A 19074-nucleotide genomic window follows, 5' to 3' on the forward strand; every position below is an offset into this window, starting at 1 on the left:
GACCGTAGCGCCCGCCACCGGCCCTCGTGCTCACCCCCGCCGGTCCTCCCCCGGCGCCGCCCCGGGGAGCTGCCCCCGGTCCTCCCGTTCGTGCACCAGGGCCACCAGCTCCGCCGCGAGGGCCTTCACGGTGGTGAGCCCCTCGGTCCCCCACCGCCGCGGGACCACGTCCACCGCGCACACCGTGCCCAGCACGATCCCGCGCCGGTCCAGGAGCGGCGCGCCCACGTAGGACCGCACCCCGCTCTCGTCCACGACCGCATTGCCCGCGAAGCGCGCGAAGTCCCGTACGTCCTCCAGTACCAGCGCCCGCCGCCGTACCACCACGTGCGGGCAGTAGCCGTGGTCGCGGGCCAGCACCCGGGCCGGGTAGCCGCTGGCCGGGGCCTCGGCGGCGTGGTGCAGGCCGGCGAAGAACTGCCGCTCCTCCCCGACGAAGTTGACCCCCGCGTAGGGTGCGCCGAGCGTGTCGGAGACGCGGCGGGCGAAGGCGTCCAGTTCGGCGTCGGTACGCTCCCCGATGCCGAGCTCGCGCAGCCGGACGGCGCGCACCGGCGCCTCCCGGTCCACCGGCGTGAGCAGCAGGTGTCCGGTCGATTCGTAGTAGGTCATAACGGTTCCCCCGACTCCGAAGACATGCACAGCAGATGACGGACGAGGGCGGCCAGCGCCCCCGTCCCGGAACTGGTCAGGCGCGCGTCGCACCGTACGACCGGCACCTCGGGCCCGATCCCCACCGCCTCGCGGACCTCGTCGGGCGCGTAGCGGTGACCGCCGTCGAACTCGTTGACGGCGACGATGAAGGCGATGCCGCGCCGCTCGAAGAAGTCCACGGCGGGGAAGCAGTCGGCGAGGCGGCGGGTGTCGGCGAGCACCACCGCCCCGAGCGCGCCCGCGCACAGCTCCTCCCACAGGAACCAGAAGCGGTGCTGCCCGGGCGTGCCGAAGAGGTAGAGCACGTGGCGCTCGTCGAGGGTGATCCTGCCGAAGTCGAGCGCGACGGTCGTCGTGGTCTTCTCCTCGACGCCGTGCAGCGGGTCGGCGCTCGCGCCGATGCCGCCGATCAGCTCCTCCGTGCTCAGCGGTTCGATCTCGCTCACCGCGCCCACGAAGGTGGTCTTGCCCGCCCCGAAGCCGCCCGCGACCAGGATCTTCAGCGTCACGGGCGGGGGGCCGGGGGCGCGCCCGTGGGCAGGGCCGGCCACGGGAGCGGGGGTGTCACAGTCGTTTGCGCAGGCCATCGAGCACCGCCAGGAGCAGGGACCGGTCATCGGCGGCGAAGGAGCCGCCACCCGGGAACCGCGGCGCCTGCGCCATCAGGGCCCCGTGTTCCATCAGGTCGGACAGCAGCACCTTCACCACCACGGCCGGCAGCCGCAGCTGCCCGGCCACCTCGGCGACGGTGACGGTCGCGGAGCCCGCGCAGATCCGCAGGGCGAGGGTGTGCTCCGCGCCGAGCGGGACGCGCGGGCGCACCCCGGTCGTCGTCACCGTCGAGAGCAGGTCGAGCGCGACGCCCGGTCTGGTCCGCCCCCCGCTGGCCGTGTACGGGCGCATCACCCGGCCCGCCGAATCGTCGAGCCACGGTGTGTCCCGGCCCTTCGTGTGCGCCCCCGGCCCGCGGAGCCTCATCGCTCCGCGTCGGCGACGGGCCGCCTCGGCGGGGCCGCCAGGTACGGGCGGACGCTCTTGACCAGCATCGCCATCTCGTAGCCGAGCACTCCGGCGTCGGCGTCCCGGTCGGCGAGGACCGCCAGGCAGGTGCCGGATCCGGCGGCGGAGACGAAGACGAGCGCGGTGTCCAGTTCGACCACCACCTGCCGCACGTCGGCCCCGTCCGCGAAGCGGGAGCCCGCGCTGCGGCCCAGTGAGTACAGCCCGGACGCGAGGGCCGCCATATGGTCGGCGCTGTCGGCGTCCAGCCCGTACACGCAGGTCACGAGCCCGTCGGCGGTGAGGAGTACGGCGCTGCGCGTGTACGGCACGCGCTGCACCAGGCCGCTGAGCAGCCAGTCGAGGTCCGAGAGCCGGCTGCCGGTCTTCGTCGCCACTTCGCCGCCCATGGGGGTGCGCTCCTTGCTGAGGGGGTGGGGGGTCGGGGTCATGCCTGGTGCTCCGACTGGGCGAGCCCGTAGCCCCGTTGGAACGCGGCCATGAGGCCCGGGTCGTGGACGGGCTGCTCGGGATCCGCGGGCCGCCGGGGAGCGGGCGCCTCGCGCAGTTGGGGCGCGAGGTGCTGCTGGGCACGGCGCCGGGGCAGCAGAGGCCGGTCACCGGTGTCGTGCCCGCCGGGTGCGGGCGGGGCCGGGGGCTCCGGGGCCGACCAGGCCACCGCCCCGGTCGCCGGGCCCGGCGCGGGACCGCCCCGGGGCCCGGTGGCGGGCGCCGACCAGGCCATCGCCCCGGCGCCGGAGGGCGGATCGGACGGCGGGCGGCCGAAGGCGGGATCGGCACCGGTCCGCGGCGAGGGTACGGGCCCGGCCGCCGTGCCGGACCGGGGCGCGGGCAGGGGCGCCGGTTCCACGACGCTCACCGGTACGGGTGCCGGTACGGGCTCGGGCGCCGGACCCGGTACGGGTGCGGGGCGCGGCTCGGGCGCCGGCCCCGGCCCCGGCAGGTGCATCCGGACCGGCTCCAGCGGCCCGGCCGCGGCCCCCTGCCCGGTCCCCCACGAGGTGGCCCGTGAGCCCCCCGCCGCGTCGGCCGCGGTCGGTGCCTCGGCGCCCAGCAGTTCCTGCGGCAGCACCAGCACGGCGAGCACTCCGCCGTAGATGTTGGACTTGAGCTCGACGGCGATGCCGTGGCGGCGGGCCAGGGCCGACACCACGAAGAGGCCGATCCGTCCGTCGGCCAGCAGGTGCCGGACGCTGACCTGGTCGGGGTCGCCGAGCAGGGCGTTCATCCGGTGCTGCTCCTCGGCCGGCATGCCGAGCCCGCGGTCCTCCACCTCGACGGCGATCCCGGCGGTGACCCGCTCGGCGCGCAGCACCACGTCCGTGTCGGGGGCGGAGAACACCGTGGCGTTCTCGACGAGCTCGGCGAGCAGGTGCACCACGTCCGCGACGGCGTGCCCGCGGACGCTGCCGCCGGCCGGGGGCACGACCTTGACGCGGGTGTACTGCTCGACCTCGGCGACCGAGGAGCGGAGCACCTCGCTCAGGTCGACGGGCCGGGTCCACTGGCGCCGGGAGGCGGCGCCGCCCAGTACGGCCAGGTTCTCGGCGTGGCGGCGGATGCGGGTGGCGAGGTGGTCGACGTGGAAGAGCTGCTTGAGCAGGTCCGGGTCCTCGACCGTGTCCTCCAGGTCGTCCAGCAGCGAGATCTCGCGGTGCACGAGGGACTGGAGACGGCGCGCGAGGTTGACGAAGACCTCGACCTTGCGCTCGCTGTCGGACGGGGCGGCCGGTCCGGCCAGCCGCAGCAGGGTCGTGTGCGCCTGTTCGCGGGCGCTGCGCAGCTCCTGGGAGAGCAGCCAGAACTCGTCCAGGCCGGCGGGATCCCCGCCGGGCGGCGGGGAGCTCGGGCCGCCGCGCACCGGGCGGGGCGGGGTCTCGCCCCGGTCCAGCCGGTCGGCGGCGGTGCGCAGCTCGTGGCGGCCGCGCACGCTGGAGCGGCGCAGCGCCTCGCACCGGTCCCGTACGGCCTTGGCTGCGCGCTGGGCCCCGAGGAGGGCGGCCGCGAGGGCGCCCACCACGAGGAGGGCGCAGCCGGTGAGCACCGGCCACAGCCGGGCGTCGCGCTCGCCCGCTCCCCCGCCGAGCTGGAGGGTGAAGATCACCGCGGCGGCGCCGCTGAGCGCGGCGGCGAGCACGGGCAGTACGGCGGCGCGCACCAACAGGGGCCGTATCTGCCGGCCGGGACCGGTGACGGCGTGTCTCGACGGGGCGTGGCGGGCGGCGCGGAGTCCGGACATCTGGGTCCTCGGTACGTGGGGCCCGGCCACCGGCGTTCCCGGGGCCCGGTGTTGATCACCGAATACCCACGCTAGACCCCTCCGCCGCGCCCGGGAGTACCAGTTTGCGAACTTCGCGGGGGTGCTTCCCGCTCCCGGTGGAGCGCTCGTACAGCAGCCCGAATGCGCCGGTCGGGCCCTGCGGGCCGCCCCGGCGCCGCCCCGCGGCGGCCGCTGGGACCGGTCCGAACGGCCGCCGGCCGCCCCGGTGTGCCGGGGCGGCCGGACGCTTCGCCGGTGTGGCTCGCTACGACCCGACGGACTCCGGCTTCTCCTGTCCGCCGGCCGCCGCGGACCCGACGCGCGCCGCGGTCCCCGCCACTGACCCGGCTCCGAGCGGGGGCACGGACGACGGACCGTCGACCCGGCCGCCCGCCGTCGTCCCGGCGACGAAGGGCCGCCACCACGGGGTGTGGGGGGCGCCGGCGGCGCCGGGCTCGAACGGCTGGCCCGGGATCGGCAGCGCGATGGCCGCTCCGGCCCCCTCGGCCGCGGACAGCGTGCCCTCGCCCGGCTCGTCCCACGGGTGCAGGGCCAGGTTGAAGGTGCCCCAGTGGATCGGCAGCATCGTGCCGTGCGGGGTGCCGCCCTGCAGGTCGAGGTGGGCGCGCATGCCCTCCTCGGGCGTCATGTGGATGTCGGGCCAGTATTCCGAGTAGGCGCCGATCTGGATCATCGTGGCGTCGAAGGGGCCGTGCTCGGCGCCGATCTCCTTGAAGCCGGGGAAGTAGCCGGTGTCCCCGCTGTGGTAGATCCGGTGCTCGCCGCCCGCGACGACCCAGGACGCCCACAGGGTGTGCTGCTGGTTGCGCAGGCCGCGGCCGCAGAAGTGCCGGGCGGGGGTCGCCGTGAGGGAGAGGCCGGCGATCTCGGTGCTCTCGTTCCAGTCCAGCTCGCGCAGCCGGTCGGCCGGTACGCCCCAGCGCTCCAGGTGCGCGCCGACGCCCAACGGGACGGCGAAGACCGTGTCCGTACCGGCCAGCTCCTTGATCGTCGGCAGGTCGAGGTGGTCGTAGTGGTCGTGCGAGATGACGACGACGTCGACCGTGCCCAGCGAAGCCAGCGGGACCGGTACCGGGTGCAGGCGCTTGGGGCCGGCGAAGGGGAAGGGGGAGCACCGCTCGCCCCACACCGGGTCGAACAGCACCCGGCGCCCGTCGATCTCCGCGAGCACGCTGGAGTGCCCCATCCAGGTCAGCCGCAGGCCGCTCGCGGGCGGCTTCGCCAGGTCCGCGAGGGTCGTCGGGTGGACCGGGATGGGTGCGGCGGGGCTGCGCCGGACCCGCTGCTCCCGGTGGAAGTAGATCTTGGCGAACTCCGTCATCGAGCCCGAGGGCCTGTTCCGGGCCCCGACCGGGTTCTGGAAGACGCCGTCGGCGAAGTTCGGCGAGCGGCGGATCCGCTCCAGCCGGGCACCGGACGGGTCCGCACCGAAGGCTTCGGGCCGCAGGGCACGCAGCCGCGGACGCAAGGGACGGGAGCCGGTCAAAGCGCCTCCAGGGAGGGTGGGGTCAGGATGGTCGTGCTTCTACGACCATCCCAACGCACACCGGCCCCGAAGGATTCCGCTTGCCGCCCCCGACCCTGTTACAGCGGCAGCAGGTCCGGCCGCTTCGCCGCCACGTGGTCGCCGGAGGACTCCCCGCGCAGCCGTCGGCCGATCCACGGCGCGAGGTGCTCGCGCGCCCACTGGATGTTGTCCCGGGTGACGTCCACGGAGCCGCGCGGGCGCTGCGGGGGCCACGGCTGGTCGGGGTCGGCCGGCACCGGGAGGCCGAGCACCTGGGCGGCGCGCAGCGCGACCCGCGTGTGGCCCTCGGGTGAGAGGTGCAGCCGGTCGGTGTCCCAGGCCCGCCGGTCCTGTACGGACTTCAGCGACCAGAGGTCGAGCACCGGGCAGTCGTAGCGGTCGGCGATGGCGCGGACGTGCGCGCTGTAGGTCGCGACCTTGCCGCGCAGGTGCTTGAGCACCGGCACGCCGCGGGTGTCGAAGCCCGTGGTGATCATGACCTGGCCGACGGCCCCGGTGAGGTCGGCCACGGCCGCCTCGAAGCGCTCCGCCACGTCGTCCGGGTCGGTCCCGGGCCGGATGATGTCGTTGCCGCCCGCACAGAAGGTCACGAGGTCCGGCGCGAGGGCCTTGGCCCTCGGGAGCTGGTCGGCCACGATCTGGTCGAGGAGCTTCCCCCGCACCGCCAGATTCGCATAACGGAAGTCGTGCTCGTCGCGCTGGTCCGCCAGGAGCACGGCGAGCCGGTCGGCCCAGCCGAGATAGGAATCCCCCGGGTCCCGGGTCCCCCCACGCCTTCGGTGAAGCTGTCCCCGATCGCCGCGTACGAGCCGATGGTCTTGAGTTTCGTCGTCGTCGCTGCCACGGGAACCCATACTTCACTCCCGTAACCAACCTACGCCAACGTAATGAGGGGTTGACGGACCGTGATCTATACCACGCATGGGATAAGGAATAAGTACACGTGAGGCCGGGACCCCCCTCGGGTCCCGGCCCCACGCGGGTCGGCGGTCCGCCGGCGGGTGCCGTCAGAGGCTCGCGCCCTTCGAGCGGAGGTAGGCGATCGGGTCCAGGTCCGAGCCGTAGGACGGGCTCGTGCGGATCTCGAAGTGCAGGTGCGGGCCGGTCGAATTGCCGGTGGAGCCGGAGAGGCCGATGCTCTGGCCGGCGGTGACGCTCTGACCGGAGGAGACGGAGAGCTGGGAGAGGTGGGCGTACTGGGAGTACTTGCCGTCCGCGTGGCGGATGACGACCTCGTTGCCGTACGAGCCGCTCCAGCCGGCGGAGACCACGGTGCCCGCGCCGACGGCCTTGACGCTGGTGCCGGAGCTCGCGATGAAGTCGACGCCCGTGTGGTAACCGGAGGACCACATGGCTCCCGCGACCTTGTACTGGGTGGAGATCCCACCACTGACCGGGGCCACGAAGCCGGCGGCCGACTGCGGCGCGGCCGGGGCCTCGGCGCGGGCCTCGGCGCGGGACCCGGTGGTGGCCTCGCGCTGCACGGGGGCGGCCTTGCCGGCCTGCTTGCGCTCCTGCTTGGGCGCGGCCGGCTCGGCCGGCTTCGCGTCGGCCTCGGGGGCGGCCGGGGCGGCAGCCGCCCGGCCCGCACCGCCGAGGGTCAGCTTCAGGCCCGGGTGGATCAGCGACGGGTTGCTGCCGACGGCCTCGCGGTTGTCGGCGTACAGCTGCTCCCAGCCGCCCGACAGGTGGCGCTCGGCGGCGATCTTGGAGAGGTAGTCGCCCGGCACGACCGTGTACACGGACGGGGCGGCCTGCACGGCGGCGACGGGCGCCGCCGGGAGCGCGGCCGGGGCCTGCGGGGCCACCGCGGGAGCGACCGCGGGGGCGGCGGCCGGAGCACCGGCCGCCTGGGCGCCGGCGGCACCGATCAGCGGCAGCGCGAGGGCCGCGCCGCCGGTTCCGGCGACGGCGAAACCGCGCGAAAGGGAAAGGGACTTGGGGCGGCGGTGCTTACCCTTTGCAGGCATGACGAATTCCTCTCCGGCGCCTGCGAGGTGAGCTGTCGGGTTCGGACTGGAGATGTCCGGCCGTACATGTACGGGACATGAACGGCTTCACCCCGAGCCGTCCCGGTGAAAGGATCTCCGGGCCGGCGGCTTACCTGGTTCCCCCGCTCCTGCCGCACGAATAGGTCGGATGCGGTTTCCGGGAGGCGGCAGGATTTGGCGTTCCGCCCGGATCGATCGCGAAGGTAATCCCTTGCGGCCGCGCGCTACAAGCCGCGAATTCCCTGACGGAATAACAGGCATGAGGGACCGGCGGAATTCCGGTCACCCTGCGTCCATTCCCGACCGTCAACAGCCGCCCCGACCGGGCCATTCGCCTTCAGCGATCAGGCACTCACGGTCACCGTATGATCTGGCTCACGGGGACGTGCCCGATCTCGCCTCCGGATATGGCAAGTTGGCGCCAAGTAGTGTAATTCGGACACAGCACCCAGGATGCGGCGGAGGAGTTGCTTTGACCCAGCAGATACAGGAGCCGGAGCTGACCGGAGTGCGCAATTTCCGCGATGTGGGCGGATTGCCGACTTCTGACGGCCGAACGGTCATGACGGGACGACTGTACCGAAGCGGACATCTCGCACATGCCACCGAAAGCGATGCGGAGTTCCTCGCCTCGCTCGGCCTCCACACCATCTTCGATTTCCGCAACGGCGCCGACCACGCCCTGGAGGGGCCGGACGTCGAACTGCCGGGCGTGCGCAACGTCAACATCCCGCTCTCGGACCCGGCCGACGGGCGGGAGTTCTGGCGGCTGGTCCGCGAGGGCGACCTCGTGCAGCTGCGCGAGCTCCTGGGCGAGGGCAGGGCCGCCGCCCGGATGTCGAACTCGTACCGCGGGATCATCCGCCTGCGCACCACCGAGCACAGCCGGGTCGTGCACGCCCTCGCCGAGGACAGCGTCCCCGCCCTCATGCACTGCGCGGCCGGCAAGGACCGGGCCGGCCTGTCGATCGCCGTCACCCTGCTCGCGCTGGGCGTCGAGCGCGAGGCGATCGTGACGGACTACCTGGAGTCGAACGCCCCGCACCGCCGCTACCGCGTGCGCCGCACCGACGAGTCGGCGGACGCCCGCTCCCCCGAGGTGATGGAGCTGCTCGCACCGCTCTTCGACGCGCGCGCCGAATACCTGGTGGCCGCCTTCGACACCATCGACGAGATCTGGGGCGGGGTGGACCGCTACCTGGCGGAGGGCCTCGGGCTGCGGCCCGAGACCCTCGACCGGCTGCGGGACCGGCTCCTGGTCTGACGGGGCGGGGGCCGGTTCCCCGCCGGGGTCGGCAGGCCGTCAGCGCGCGGCGACGGCCTGCTTCACCAGCGTCCTGCCGAAGTCCCAGATCAGCCCGGACCCGCCGTGCGCCTCGTCCATGACGTCGCGGAAGGCGCCGACGAACCGGTCCACGTCCCGCTCGTCCACGATCAGCGGCGGGATCAGCTTGATCACCTCCAGGTGGTCCCCGGAGACCTGGGTGAGGATCCGGTGCTTCTGGAGCAGCGGCACCACGACCATCTGCGCGAAGAGACCCTTGCGGGCCGCCTGCAGCATGGTCCAGCGGCTGCGCAGGCCCAGCGAGGACGGCCGGCCGAACTCGATGCCGATCATCAGCCCGCGCCCCCGCACCTCGTGCAGCAGCTCGTACTCGTCCACCAGCGCGGCCAGCCGCCCGCGCAGCAGGTCGCCCATGGCCCGGGCGTTGGCGACGACCTCCTCGTCCTCCATGACGGACAGCACCGCCAGGCCCGCCGCCATCGCCTGGGCGTTGGAGCCGAAGCTCGCGGAGTGCACGAGGACCCGGTCCATGGACGAGTAGACCTTCTTGAAGATCCAGTCCTTGCCCAGGGTGGCGCCGACCGGCACGTAGCCGCCCGACAGCGCCTTCGCCACGCACACCAGGTCCGGTTCCACGCCCGGCTCGTGCTGGTACGCGTAGAAGTCCCCGGTGCGTCCGAGGCCGGTCTGCACCTCGTCCGCGATCAGCAGCGCCCCCCGCCGATGCAGCATCTCCTGTGCGGCGAGCAGGAATCCGGGCGGTGCGGCCAGCACCCCCTTGCCCTGGACCGGCTCGACGACGAAGGCGGCCACGTCCCCGCGCTTCAGCTCCCGCTCCAGGGCGGCGAGGTCCCCCAGCGCGATCCTGGTGTCGGGGAGCAGCGGCGCGAAGCCGTCGCGGAAGCCGCCCTCCCCGTTCACCGAGAGGGAGCCGGCGGTCAGCCCGTGGAAGGCGTGGTCGCAGTAGAGGATCCTGGGGCGCCCGGTGGCGTACCGGGCGAACTTCAGGGCCGTCTCCACGGCCTCGGTGCCGCTGTTGCCGAAGAAGACCCGGTCCAGGTGGGGGCTGTACGAGAGCAGTCTCTCCGCCAGCAGTCCGGGCAGCGGCTGGCAGTCGAAGCGGGTGAGGTCGGCGAGCTGGGCGTCCAGGACGTCGTGCAGGGCGCGGCGGACGACCGGGTGGTGCCGGCCCAGGCCCATCACCCCGAACCCGGCCAGCATGTCCAGGTAGTCGTTGCCCTCGGCGTCCCAGAAGTGGGCGCCCTCGGCCCGCTCGTAGACCTTGTCGAAGCCGATGGTGTGCAGCATCCGGGGCAGCTGGTGGTTGAGGTGCTTGGCGTGCAGCTCGTAGCGCTCGGCGCCGCGCTCGGCCAGCAGGGCGCCGAGGTCGAAGCCCTTGCCCCGGCCGCCCCCTTCCTGCTGTGGCCGCGCGGTCATGCCGACGTACCCCGGTTGCCGCCGATCGTCTCCCGGGCCGCGCGCAGGGACTCCTTGAGGGAGCCCATGGTGGCGAGGACGGCGGTGGGCTCGTAGCCGCAGTGCGCCATGCAGTTCGCGCAGCGCGGGTCCTTTCCGCGGCCGTACTTGTCCCAGTCGGTGTCGTTGATGAGCTCGCGGTACGTCGGTACGTACCCGTCGCTCATCAGATAGCAGGGACGCTGCCAGCCGAAGAGGGAGTAATTCGGAATGGCCCAGGCCGTGCAGGGGAAATCAGCTTTCCCTTCCAGGAAGTCCAGGAAGAGCGGGGAGTGGTTGAGCCGCCAGCGCCGCCGGTTGCCGCCCGCGAAGGCTTTCCTGAAGAGTTCCCGGGTCTGCTCGACGCCGAGGAAGTGCTCCTGGTCGGGAGCCTTTTCGTAGGCGTAGGCGGGGGAGATCATCATCTCGTCGACCTGGAGGTCGTCATTGAGGTAGTTGAGCACCTCGATGATCGTCTGGGGGGTGTCGGTGTTGAAGAAGGTGGAGTTCGTGGTCACCCGGAAGCCGCGCCTCTTCGCCTCCTTGATGGCCGCGACCGCCTCGTCGAAGACGCCTTCCTTGGCCACGGACTCGTCGTGGCGCTCGCGCAGCCCGTCGATGTGCACGGCGAAGGCGAAGTACGGGGAGGGCGTGAACTTCTCGATCTTCTTGCGCAGCAGCATCGCGTTGGTGCACAGGAACACGTACTTCCGGCGCGCCACCAACTGGCGGACGATCTCGTGGATCTGCGGGTGCATCAAGGGCTCGCCGCCCGCGATGGACACCATGGGGGCACCGGACTCGAGCACGGCGCCGACCGCCTGGGCGACCGGCATGCGCTGCTTGAGCACCCCGGCCGGGTGCTGGATCTTCCCGCACCCCTCACAGGCCAGGTTGCAGGCGTAGAGCGGTTCCAGTTCGACGATCAGGGGGAACTTCTCGCGCTTGCGGAGCTTCTGTTCGAGAAGATACGTCCCGACCCTGATGGACTGGCGCAGCGGCATGGCCATCTGGCTCACCTCCTGGGGAGCAGCAACGAACGGTGCCATTCATGAAACGCGGGCAGTACGGCACGCAGGACACGGAAGGCCGATATTCCCCCGCGAACCGTGCCGATACGGACGAGCTCGTGCTCCGGAGCGTCCACGATCACCCGGACGGCCGCAACCGGGCGGTCACCGCCCCGGGTGGCGGCCCACAGGGTGGCCGCGGACTCCATGTCGACCGCGATCGCGCCGGTGGCGCGCAGCTGCGCGCGCTCTTGGCCGCGGACGACGTGGTCGGATCCGGTCAGCGCGCCGGTGTGCACGGTCCGGCCCGGGGCGGCCCGGGCCAGTGCTTCGGCGAGCAGGGCACTGCCGGTGCACGGGACGGTCCCGTGCGGATCCCGGGTCTCCTCGGCGACGACCAGGTCACCGGGGTGCATGCCGGGGACCAGCCCGGCGCAGAACCCGGTCGCGAGGACGGCGGCCCGGTCCATCCCGGGCCGCCCCAGTGCCCGGCCGACGGCCCGCTCGGCCGCGCTCGGGCCCATCCCGGTGCGCAGCAGGGTGTGCCCGCCGGCCGGCCCGCGGTCCGGCCCGCGCCCGGCGCTGCGCAGCGCGGCCTGCTCGATGCGCAGTGCGCAGGCCACCAGCAGCGGATCGGGACCCGGGGCCCGGGGCCCGCCCGCGGCGGACATCACGCCTCCCCGGCCGGGGAGAACGGTTCTCCGTACAGGTAGCGGCCGAGCGCGGTGAGCGGGAACACCTGCCGGTACAGGTGGTAGTTGATGGAGAAGTCCCAGGGGAAGCCGGTCCCGGTGAAGTACGGCTCGTCCCAGGTGCCGTCCTCCCGCTGGGTCTCCACGAGGTACGCGATGCCCCGCTCGACGGCCTTGCCCTCGCGTTCGCCCGCCGACAGCAGGGCCATCAGCGCCCAGGCGGTCTGCGAGGCGGTGGAGGCGCCCTTCCCGGCCCAGGACGGGTCCTTGTAGGAGCGCTGGTCCTCGCCCCACCCGCCGTCCTCGTTCTGTACGGACTCCAGCCAGCGCACGGCCCGCCGGATCGCGGGGTGCCCCGGCGCGATGCCCGCCGCGACGAGGGCCGGGACCACCGACCCGGTCCCGTAGATGTAGTTGGTGCCCCAGCGGCCGAACCAGCCGCCGCTCGGCTCCTGTTCGGCGAGCAGCCAGGCGATGCCGCGCCGGGTCCGCGCGTCGCCCGCCCGGCCCTCGAAGGCGAGCATCTCCACCACGTGGGCGGTGACGTCGGCCGAGGGCGGGTCGATGACCTCGCCGAAGTCGCAGAAGGGCAGCTTGTTCGGGAAGGGGCTGGTGTTGTCGGCGTCGAAGGCTCCCCACGCCCCGTTCCGCGACTGCATGCCGAGGTTCCAGGACACCCCGCGGGCGATGGCCGCCTCGACCCGGGCCGGGTCCGGGTGCTTGATCCGGCGCAGGGCGAGGACCACTTCGGCGGTGTCGTCGATATCGGGGTAGGTGTCGTTGTGGAACTCGAACGCCCAGCCGCCGGGGGCGAGTCCGGGCCGGCGCACCGCCCAGTCCCCGGTGCGGACGATCTCCTCGCCGAGCATCCAGTCGGCGGCCTTGACCAGTGCGGGATGGTCGGGCCGCAGTCCCGCGTCGGCCAGGGCGATCGCGGCGAGGCAGGTGTCCCACACCGGGGACTGGCAGGCCTCGATCATCCGGGCGCCGTCCTCGCGCCACACCGCGAACCGGTCCAGGGACTCCAGTCCGGCGCGCATCACCGGATGCCGCAGGTCGTAGCCGAGCAGGTGCAGGGCGATGACCGAGTACACGGCGGGCGGCTGGATCCCGCCCCAGCAGCCGTCGTTCTCCTGGCGTTCGATGATCCAGCGGCCGGCGGTGGCCATCGCCGCCTTGCGCAGCCGGCGCGGGGCGAACCGCCGGTAGACGTGCAAGGCCCGGTCCATGCGCTGGAAGGCGCCGTCCCAGCTGGTCAGCGGGGCGAGTCCGGCGACGGGGTGGGGATTCCGGGCGTCGGCGTGCAGCTCGTCCAGGGCGAAGGGGGCCGGGCGGACCGGGCGCAGTGCGGAGACCACGGTGAGGGGCACGATGGTCTGGCGGGCCCAGCAGCCGAAGTCGTAGATGTTCAGGGGCACCCAGGACGGCAGGAAGACCAGTTCGGGCGGGAGTTCGGGCAGGTGGTCCCAGTTCCACCAGCCGAAGAGGGCCAGCCAGATCCGGGTGAAGACGCGGGCGGCGGCGATCCCCCCGTGGGCCCGGATCCAGGCCGAGGCGCGGCTCATGTGGGGGGCGTCCGGCGCGTCCCCGGCCAGGCGCAGTGCGACGTACGCCTCGATGGTGGCGGACAGTTCGGGCGGTCCGCCGTGGAAGGTGGCCCAAGTGCCGTCGTCCCGCTGCTCGCCGCGGATGAAGAGGGCGGCGGCGCGGGTGGTGGCCTCGTCCCGGATGCCGAGGAACTGCCGCAGCAGCAGGTCCTCCGCGTCCATGGTGACGTTGGTCTCCAGGTCGCCCTTCCACCAGCCCTCGGGGTCCTGGCGCTCCAGCAGGTTCCGGGTGGCGCGCGCGGCGGCCTCGTACACCCCCGGCCGGACGCCCTCCGGTGGTCGGCGCAGGTCGGCGGCCGTGGTGGTCCGGCCCGGCCGGTCGGGCCCCGGGCCGGCGGACGGGTCCGCGGTGCGGGCACGGCCGCCGCCCCGGCCGGTGTCCGGCGCGGTGGGGCCGGCCGGCTTCGCCTCGGGCGGCATCGTGGCCACGCCCTGCCGGCCGGCGGGCGGGAGCAGCGGCCCCGGTTCGGCCGCCGGTGGGGCGGAGCGGGCGCCCTGCGGGCCGGGCGTGCCCGGCGGCCCGTACTCGGCCCGCGGGCCTGCCCGCCCCGCACGGGTCGGGGCGGGCGGCCGCCCCGGTTCCGCGGCCGGGCCGCGGGCGCGCCCCACGCCGGTGCCTGCCGGGAGCCCCTGGGCGCCCGGAGTTGATTCGCTGCCAGCGCCAGCGCCCTCGGCGCTGCCGTCGGTCGTCGCTGTCATGGCTTCCCCTTAGAACAGTGTCCTGTGCTGTGCTGGGGTCTGCCGTCGGCCGGTGCGCGCCACGCTCAGGTGGCGGCGCCGGCCGGCGACTCGCGATTCATATCCGCTGTCGGGTGGCGATCACCTCTTGCGCACGACGACGAAGTCCGCGAGGGCCACGAGCTGGTCGCGCACGCGCTGCGGCATGTCGACGTCGTCCAGGGCCCGGATCGCGACGGCGTGCTGGCGGCGTGCCTCGTCGGCGGTCCACCGGCGGCCGCCGGCCGCCTCGATGAGGGCCGCGCGGGCCGCGAACTCCTCCTCCGAGAAGTTCTCGAAGTCGCTGCTCTTGGCGTCGGCGGCGAGCAGTTCGGCGAGCTGCTCGGAGGCCTCCCCGCCGGCCGCGAGGGCGGCGACGACGGGCAGGGACTTCTTGCGCTGACGCAGGTCGCTCCAGGTCTGCTTGCCGGTCGCCTCCGGGTCGCCCCAGATGCCCAGCAGGTCGTCGACGGCCTGGAAGGCGAGGCCCAAGTGGTAGCCGTACTCCTCCAGCTTGTCGGCGGTACGGTCGTCCGCGCCGCCGAGGACGGCGCCGATGGAGACCGCGCAGGCGAGCAGGGCGCCGGTCTTGTTGCCCTCCATCTCCAGGCACTCCTCGACGCTGACGCGCTCGCGGTGCTCGTAGGAGATGTCCTGCGCCTGGCCGTCGATGAGCTTGCGGCTGGCGGTGGTCAGCCGGCGGGTCGCACGGCCCGCCTCCACGGTGCCGAGCTCCAGCAGCACCTCGTTGGCGAGGGCGAACAGGGCGTCGCCGACGAGGATCGCGAGGGCCGGTCCGTGCACCTTCCACACCGTGTCGCGGTGGCGGCGCTGCTCGTCGCCGTCCATCAGGTCGTCGTGCAGCAGCGAGAAGTTGTGCACGAGCTCGACCGCGACGGCGCCGGGGATGCCGACCTCGGGTGCGGCGCCCGCGGCCTCGGCGGAGAGCAGCGCGAGGGCGGGGCGCACGGCCTTGCCGCCGTCGCCGTCGGCCACGTTGCCCTGGGCGTCGATCCAGCCGAAGTGGTAGGCGGCGACGGTGTCCATGGGCGCCGCGAGCCGGTCGACGGCTGCGCGGAGCGCGGGGGTCGACAGCGTACGGCCGCGTTCCAGGAGAGCGATCGTGTCCGCCTTCTCCACGCCCCCTCCGGCTGTGCCCACACTGGCATCCGTGTTCTCGACAGCCGGATTCCCCGGGTTCACTGGCTCTCCTCTTGTTCCTGTACGTGCTGTGCTCGTGGTGCTGGTGGTGCCGGTGCTGCTGGTGGTGCTCGTCATGCCGCCTCCTGCAGAGGGTGTTCGCGGTGGCGGCCGAGCGCGGCGAGCGCGGCGTGTGCCGCGCTCAGTCCGCTCCGGACGGCGCTCTCCATGGTCGCGGGCCAGCCCGTGGCAGTCCACGCACCGGCGAGGTAGAGCCCCGGCGTGTCGGTGCGCGCCCCGGGGCGCAGCCGGCCGACGCCGGGGGTGGGGGCGAAGGTGGCCGTCCGCTCCCGGGTGACGAAGAAGTCCCGTACCTTGGCGCCGCGCGCGGCCGGCAGCAGCCGCTCCAGCTCGGGCAGGTACTTGGCGCGCAGGACCGAGACGGGCTCGTCGATGTCGTCCTGGGCGACGGACTGGGAGAGCGCCAGGTACTGGCCGCCGTCGGGGAGTCCGGAGGAGTCGGTGCGGTCGAAGACCCACTGCACCGGGGAGCCGAGGGCGGCGAAGAAGGGCTGCTTGAGCACCTTGCGGTCGTAGACCACGTGGACGTTGAGGATGGGCGCGGTGCCGATGTCCAGGAGCTTGTCGGGGTCGGGCAGGGCGCCGGCGGGCAGCAGTGCGTGCGCCTCGCGCTGCGGGACGGCGAGGACCACGGTGCCCGCCTCCAGGGACTCGTCCTCGGTGTCGATCCGCCACGCCCCCTCGGGCATGCGGGAGATGTCGGTGACCCGGGTGCGCAGCTCGGTCCGTACGCCTGCCGCGTCGAGCGCCTTGCGGGCGAGGGTGTCGTGCAGTTCGCCCAGCGGGACCCTGGCCCAGCCGATGTCGGCGGCGCCGTTCTCGGAGAGCAGGCCGGTCTTGAAGACCATGGCGGCCAGGCCCAGCGAGGACTGCTCGGCGGTGGCGTTGAGGGTGGCGATGCCGACGAGGTCCCACAGGGCCTCGATCGTGCGGGCCGACTGCCCGTAGCGGCTGAGCCAGGTCGCGAAGTCCAGGCCGTCCAGCGCCGGGTCGGTGGGGTCCAGGCGGCGCAGCGCGAGCGCGGCGCGGCCGACGCTCAGGCGCTCGGCGAGGGACAGGTGCGGGTAGCAGGCGAGCGATCCGGCCAGGTGCAGGGGCACGGGCAGGGCGCTGCGGCGCAGCCGGCCCAGGCGCGGGCCGCCGGGGTGGGCGACGTCCAGGACGGGAACGTCGAGCCGGTCCTGGAGGGGGGCGAGGGCGGCGCCGTCGACGCGGTCGAGGAACCACCGGTAGGCGGTGCAGCAGCGCAGGTAGACGTGCTGGCCGTTGTCGACGTCGAGGTCGCCGCGCTTGAAGGAGAAGGCGAGGCCGCCGAGCCGCGGGCGGCCCTCCATCAGGGTGACGCGGAGCCCGGCGTCGGCGAGTTCGAGGGCGGTGGTGACCCCGGCGAGTCCGCCGCCCACGACGACGGCGTGCTGTTCGATGCCGTTCATGCGCCCTCCCCCGTGCTGCGCCGGCCCTGCGGGCCGGCCGGTCGGTCCTCGGCGGGCGCCGCGGCCCCGCCCGGTGCGAAGTCCCGTGGGAGAGACGCGGCCGCCTGCGCCGTGGTTGCCCGGAACCGGGCCCCGGGCCGCGCGGGGGCGCGGTGCGGGCGCGGGTGCGCGGGCGCGCTCGCCGGGTGCCCGGCGCCGGGCACCGCGCGGGCGGCGTCCCCGCCGGGACGGCCCGGCGGGCACGTGCACGCCGCGGCGGGCGCGGCCGGACCGGCTGCCGCCGGCGCGGGCCGGGTGATCGCGGCCATCAGCCCCTCCTCCGCGTGCTGCGGCGGGACACGGTGCGCGCGTCGAGGCCGGACAGGCCGCGCACGGCGACGTACGCCTTCTCGTGCGGCGGCAGCGACACACGGCCCCGCAGCACCGCCTCGGGCTCGCGCTCGATGCGGTCCAGCAGGCGCCGGTAGATGCCGGCCATGGCGGCGACGCAGGCGCCGCTGCGCCGGTCGAGCATCGGCAGCAGCCGGTAGCCCTCGGCGAACAGGGCCCGGGCGCGGCGGACTTCGTGGTGGACCAGCCCGGCGAAGTCGGCGCCGGCGGGCATCCGGTCGCTGTGGAAGCCGTCCGAGCAGCCGAACTTGGCGAGGTCCTCGGCGGGCAGGTAGGTGCGTCCGTTGCCGGCGTCCTCGCGAACGTCGCGCAGGATGTTGGTGAGTTGCAGGGCGAGGCCGAGGGTGTCGGCGTACTCCGCGGCGCGCGCGGAGTCGGAAGCCCCGAGGGCGGAGCCGTTCACCGTGCCGAACACGCCGAGCGAGAGCCGCCCGATGGCTCCGGCCACGCAGCGGCAGTAGGTCCTGAGGCCGTCCCACGTCTCGTAGGTCTCGCCGCGGACGTCCATCAGGACCCCGTCGATGAGTTCGTCGAGGCCGCCGAGCGGGATGGGGAAGCGGCGCGCGGCGTGCGCGAGGGCGACGGCGACCGGGTCGGTGTCGTCCTCGTCGATCTCCTCGGCCCGGATCCGCCCGAGCAGGGCGCGGGTCTCCTCGAGCCGGGCGAACTTGGCCTCGGGCGCCAGCGTGCCGTCGCCGATGTCGTCGACCCGCCGCGAGAAGGCGTACAGCGCGGACATCGCCTGCCGCTTGTCGTTCGGCAGCAGCCGGATGCCGTAGGCGAAGTTGCGTGCCTGGGCACCGGTGACGGCCTCGCAGTAGCTGTAGGCGGCCTGGACCGGTGCGGACACGTGTGTGGGGCCCTCCACGGTCGGGCTCACCCCTTTCTCGGCGCTGTGCGCAGGACGGCGGCCACCTCGCGGAGCAGGCCGCTCTTGGTGGGCTTGGGCGGGCCGGGGAGGACGTCGAAGCCGGCGGCGGTGACGGCTCGCAGGGCCGCACGCCCCCCTCCCACGAAGCCCGCGAGCAGCAGCCGGAGTCTGCCGTGCACGCTACCCACGAGCGGGGTGCCTTCATTCAGCAGCTCGCGTGCGCGATCGCATTCGAATGCGATCAGGGAGCGCACGGACGCGCCGGCGGTCGGGGCCGCGAGCTCCGCCTCGGTCACGTGGAAGCGGTGCATGTGCTCGGCGGGCAGGTAGATCCGGTCGCGGCCGAGGTCCTCGGCGACGTCCTGGACGTGTTCGACGATCTGCAGGGCGGTGCAGACGGCGTCGGAGCGGCGGATCCGTTCGGGGGTGCTGGTGCCGGTGAGGGAGAGCACGAGGCGGCCGACCGGGTTCGCGGACAGCTCGCAGTAGCCGAGCAGGTCCGCGTACGTCCCGTAGCGCGCGACGTACTGGTCCTGGCGGTTGGCCTCGATGAGTCCGAGGAACGGCTCGGGGGTCAGGTCGTGGGCGCGCACGACGGGCCGCAAAGCCTGCAGCAGCGGGTGCCGCGGGGGGCCGTCCGTGCCGCCGAACACCCGGTGCAGATCCGCCTCGAGGGCGTCGAGCATGGCGAGCCGGTCGTCGACGGCGGCGGGGTCCAGGCCGAGGAGGACGGCGTCGCGGCCCCCGGGGGCGAGGTCGCCGTCGCCGATGTCGTCGACGAGGCGGGCGTAGCCGTAGACGGCGGTCAGTCCGTCGCGCCAGGCGCGGGGCAGGAAGACGGGGGCGACGGGGAAGTTCTCCGCCGTCGCCTTGTCGAGGGTGGCGTTCACGTGGACCGTGTCGGACAGGGGCCGGATGC

General features: G+C 73.9%; 16 protein-coding genes, 1 pseudogene and 1 riboswitch. Of the genes and pseudogenes, 1 reads left to right on the plus strand and 16 read right to left on the minus strand.

Annotated elements, in window-relative coordinates; translation table 11 throughout:
- Nucleotides 1-30: 30 nt before the first annotated feature.
- From B6R96_RS06400 to B6R96_RS06435, 8 genes and pseudogenes are all read right to left on the minus strand, one after another.
- Nucleotides 31-612, minus strand: coding sequence for a GAF domain-containing protein (locus B6R96_RS06400; RefSeq protein ID WP_081521914.1), 582 nt, complete (start codon nucleotides 610-612; stop codon nucleotides 31-33).
- Nucleotides 609-1241 carry a GTP-binding protein gene (locus B6R96_RS06405; RefSeq protein WP_078937780.1) on the minus strand — a complete coding sequence of 211 codons (633 nt, stop codon included), beginning with the start codon at nucleotides 1239-1241 and terminating at the stop codon, nucleotides 609-611. Before B6R96_RS06405 ends, B6R96_RS06400 begins: the two co-directional genes overlap by 4 nt.
- A complete protein-coding gene (locus B6R96_RS06410) occupies nucleotides 1219-1632 on the minus strand; it encodes a DUF742 domain-containing protein (protein WP_081521915.1) in 414 nt (137 codons plus the stop codon). Before B6R96_RS06410 ends, B6R96_RS06405 begins: the two co-directional genes overlap by 23 nt.
- Complete coding sequence (locus tag B6R96_RS06415; protein WP_030385147.1) at nucleotides 1629-2063, minus strand: roadblock/LC7 domain-containing protein; 435 nt, start codon at nucleotides 2061-2063, stop codon at nucleotides 1629-1631. The genes B6R96_RS06410 and B6R96_RS06415 overlap by 4 nt, the downstream gene beginning before the upstream one ends.
- Before the next feature lie 38 nt (nucleotides 2064-2101).
- The gene (locus B6R96_RS38630; RefSeq protein WP_081521916.1) at nucleotides 2102-3913 is read right to left on the minus strand and encodes a sensor histidine kinase; all 1812 of its coding nucleotides are present in this window, start codon (nucleotides 3911-3913) and stop codon (nucleotides 2102-2104) included.
- Nucleotides 3914-4199: 286 nt separating this feature from the next.
- Nucleotides 4200-5441, minus strand: a complete 1242-nt coding sequence (locus B6R96_RS06425; RefSeq protein WP_081521917.1) for an MBL fold metallo-hydrolase — start codon at nucleotides 5439-5441, stop codon at nucleotides 4200-4202.
- A 98-nt stretch (nucleotides 5442-5539) separates the two neighbouring features.
- Nucleotides 5540-6327, minus strand: a pseudogene (locus tag B6R96_RS06430) (SGNH/GDSL hydrolase family protein).
- Between the two features lie 163 nt (nucleotides 6328-6490).
- A complete protein-coding gene (locus B6R96_RS06435) occupies nucleotides 6491-7453 on the minus strand; it encodes a LysM peptidoglycan-binding domain-containing M23 family metallopeptidase (RefSeq protein ID WP_081521918.1) in 963 nt (320 codons plus the stop codon).
- 2 nt (nucleotides 7454-7455) lie between these two features.
- Nucleotides 7456-7631: riboswitch (cyclic di-AMP (ydaO/yuaA leader) on the minus strand.
- Nucleotides 7632-7946: 315 nt separating this feature from the next.
- Between B6R96_RS06435 and B6R96_RS06440 the strand changes: the two genes are divergently transcribed.
- Nucleotides 7947-8738 (plus strand): tyrosine-protein phosphatase, encoded by a 792-nt coding sequence (locus tag B6R96_RS06440; protein WP_081521919.1) that lies wholly within the window; start codon nucleotides 7947-7949, stop codon nucleotides 8736-8738.
- Nucleotides 8739-8777: 39 nt separating this feature from the next.
- Here B6R96_RS06440 and B6R96_RS06445 read toward each other — a convergent pair whose 3' ends face one another.
- The 8 genes from B6R96_RS06445 to hpnC all read right to left on the minus strand — a co-directional run bounded on the left by B6R96_RS06445 (nucleotide 8778) and on the right by hpnC (nucleotide 19045).
- Nucleotides 8778-10196, minus strand: coding sequence for an aspartate aminotransferase family protein (locus tag B6R96_RS06445; protein ID WP_081521920.1), 1419 nt, complete (start codon nucleotides 10194-10196; stop codon nucleotides 8778-8780).
- Nucleotides 10193-11224, minus strand: a complete 1032-nt coding sequence (hpnH, locus tag B6R96_RS06450) for an adenosyl-hopene transferase HpnH (RefSeq protein ID WP_030385154.1) — start codon at nucleotides 11222-11224, stop codon at nucleotides 10193-10195. Before hpnH ends, B6R96_RS06445 begins: the two co-directional genes overlap by 4 nt.
- A 5-nt stretch (nucleotides 11225-11229) precedes the next feature.
- Nucleotides 11230-11895, minus strand: coding sequence for a phosphorylase family protein (locus tag B6R96_RS06455; RefSeq protein ID WP_081521921.1), 666 nt, complete (start codon nucleotides 11893-11895; stop codon nucleotides 11230-11232).
- Nucleotides 11895-14222, minus strand: coding sequence for a squalene--hopene cyclase (gene shc / locus B6R96_RS06460; protein WP_237291351.1), 2328 nt, complete (start codon nucleotides 14220-14222; stop codon nucleotides 11895-11897). Before shc ends, B6R96_RS06455 begins: the two co-directional genes overlap by 1 nt.
- A gap of 120 nt (nucleotides 14223-14342) precedes the next feature.
- Nucleotides 14343-15518, minus strand: a complete 1176-nt coding sequence (locus tag B6R96_RS06465) for a polyprenyl synthetase family protein (RefSeq protein ID WP_199815937.1) — start codon at nucleotides 15516-15518, stop codon at nucleotides 14343-14345.
- Complete coding sequence (gene hpnE, locus B6R96_RS06470) at nucleotides 15515-16894, minus strand: hydroxysqualene dehydroxylase HpnE (RefSeq protein WP_081521922.1); 1380 nt, start codon at nucleotides 16892-16894, stop codon at nucleotides 15515-15517. The genes B6R96_RS06465 and hpnE overlap by 4 nt, the downstream gene beginning before the upstream one ends.
- A gap of 307 nt (nucleotides 16895-17201) precedes the next feature.
- Nucleotides 17202-18164 (minus strand): presqualene diphosphate synthase HpnD, encoded by a 963-nt coding sequence (gene hpnD, locus B6R96_RS06480; RefSeq protein WP_081521924.1) that lies wholly within the window; start codon nucleotides 18162-18164, stop codon nucleotides 17202-17204.
- Nucleotides 18161-19045 (minus strand): squalene synthase HpnC, encoded by an 885-nt coding sequence (gene hpnC / locus B6R96_RS06485; RefSeq protein ID WP_237291352.1) that lies wholly within the window; start codon nucleotides 19043-19045, stop codon nucleotides 18161-18163. Before hpnC ends, hpnD begins: the two co-directional genes overlap by 4 nt.
- Between the last annotated feature and the right edge of the window lie 29 nt (nucleotides 19046-19074).

Origin of the sequence: Streptomyces sp. Sge12, from assembly GCF_002080455.1 — a bacterium.
Lineage (GTDB): Bacteria > Actinomycetota > Actinomycetes > Streptomycetales > Streptomycetaceae > Streptomyces.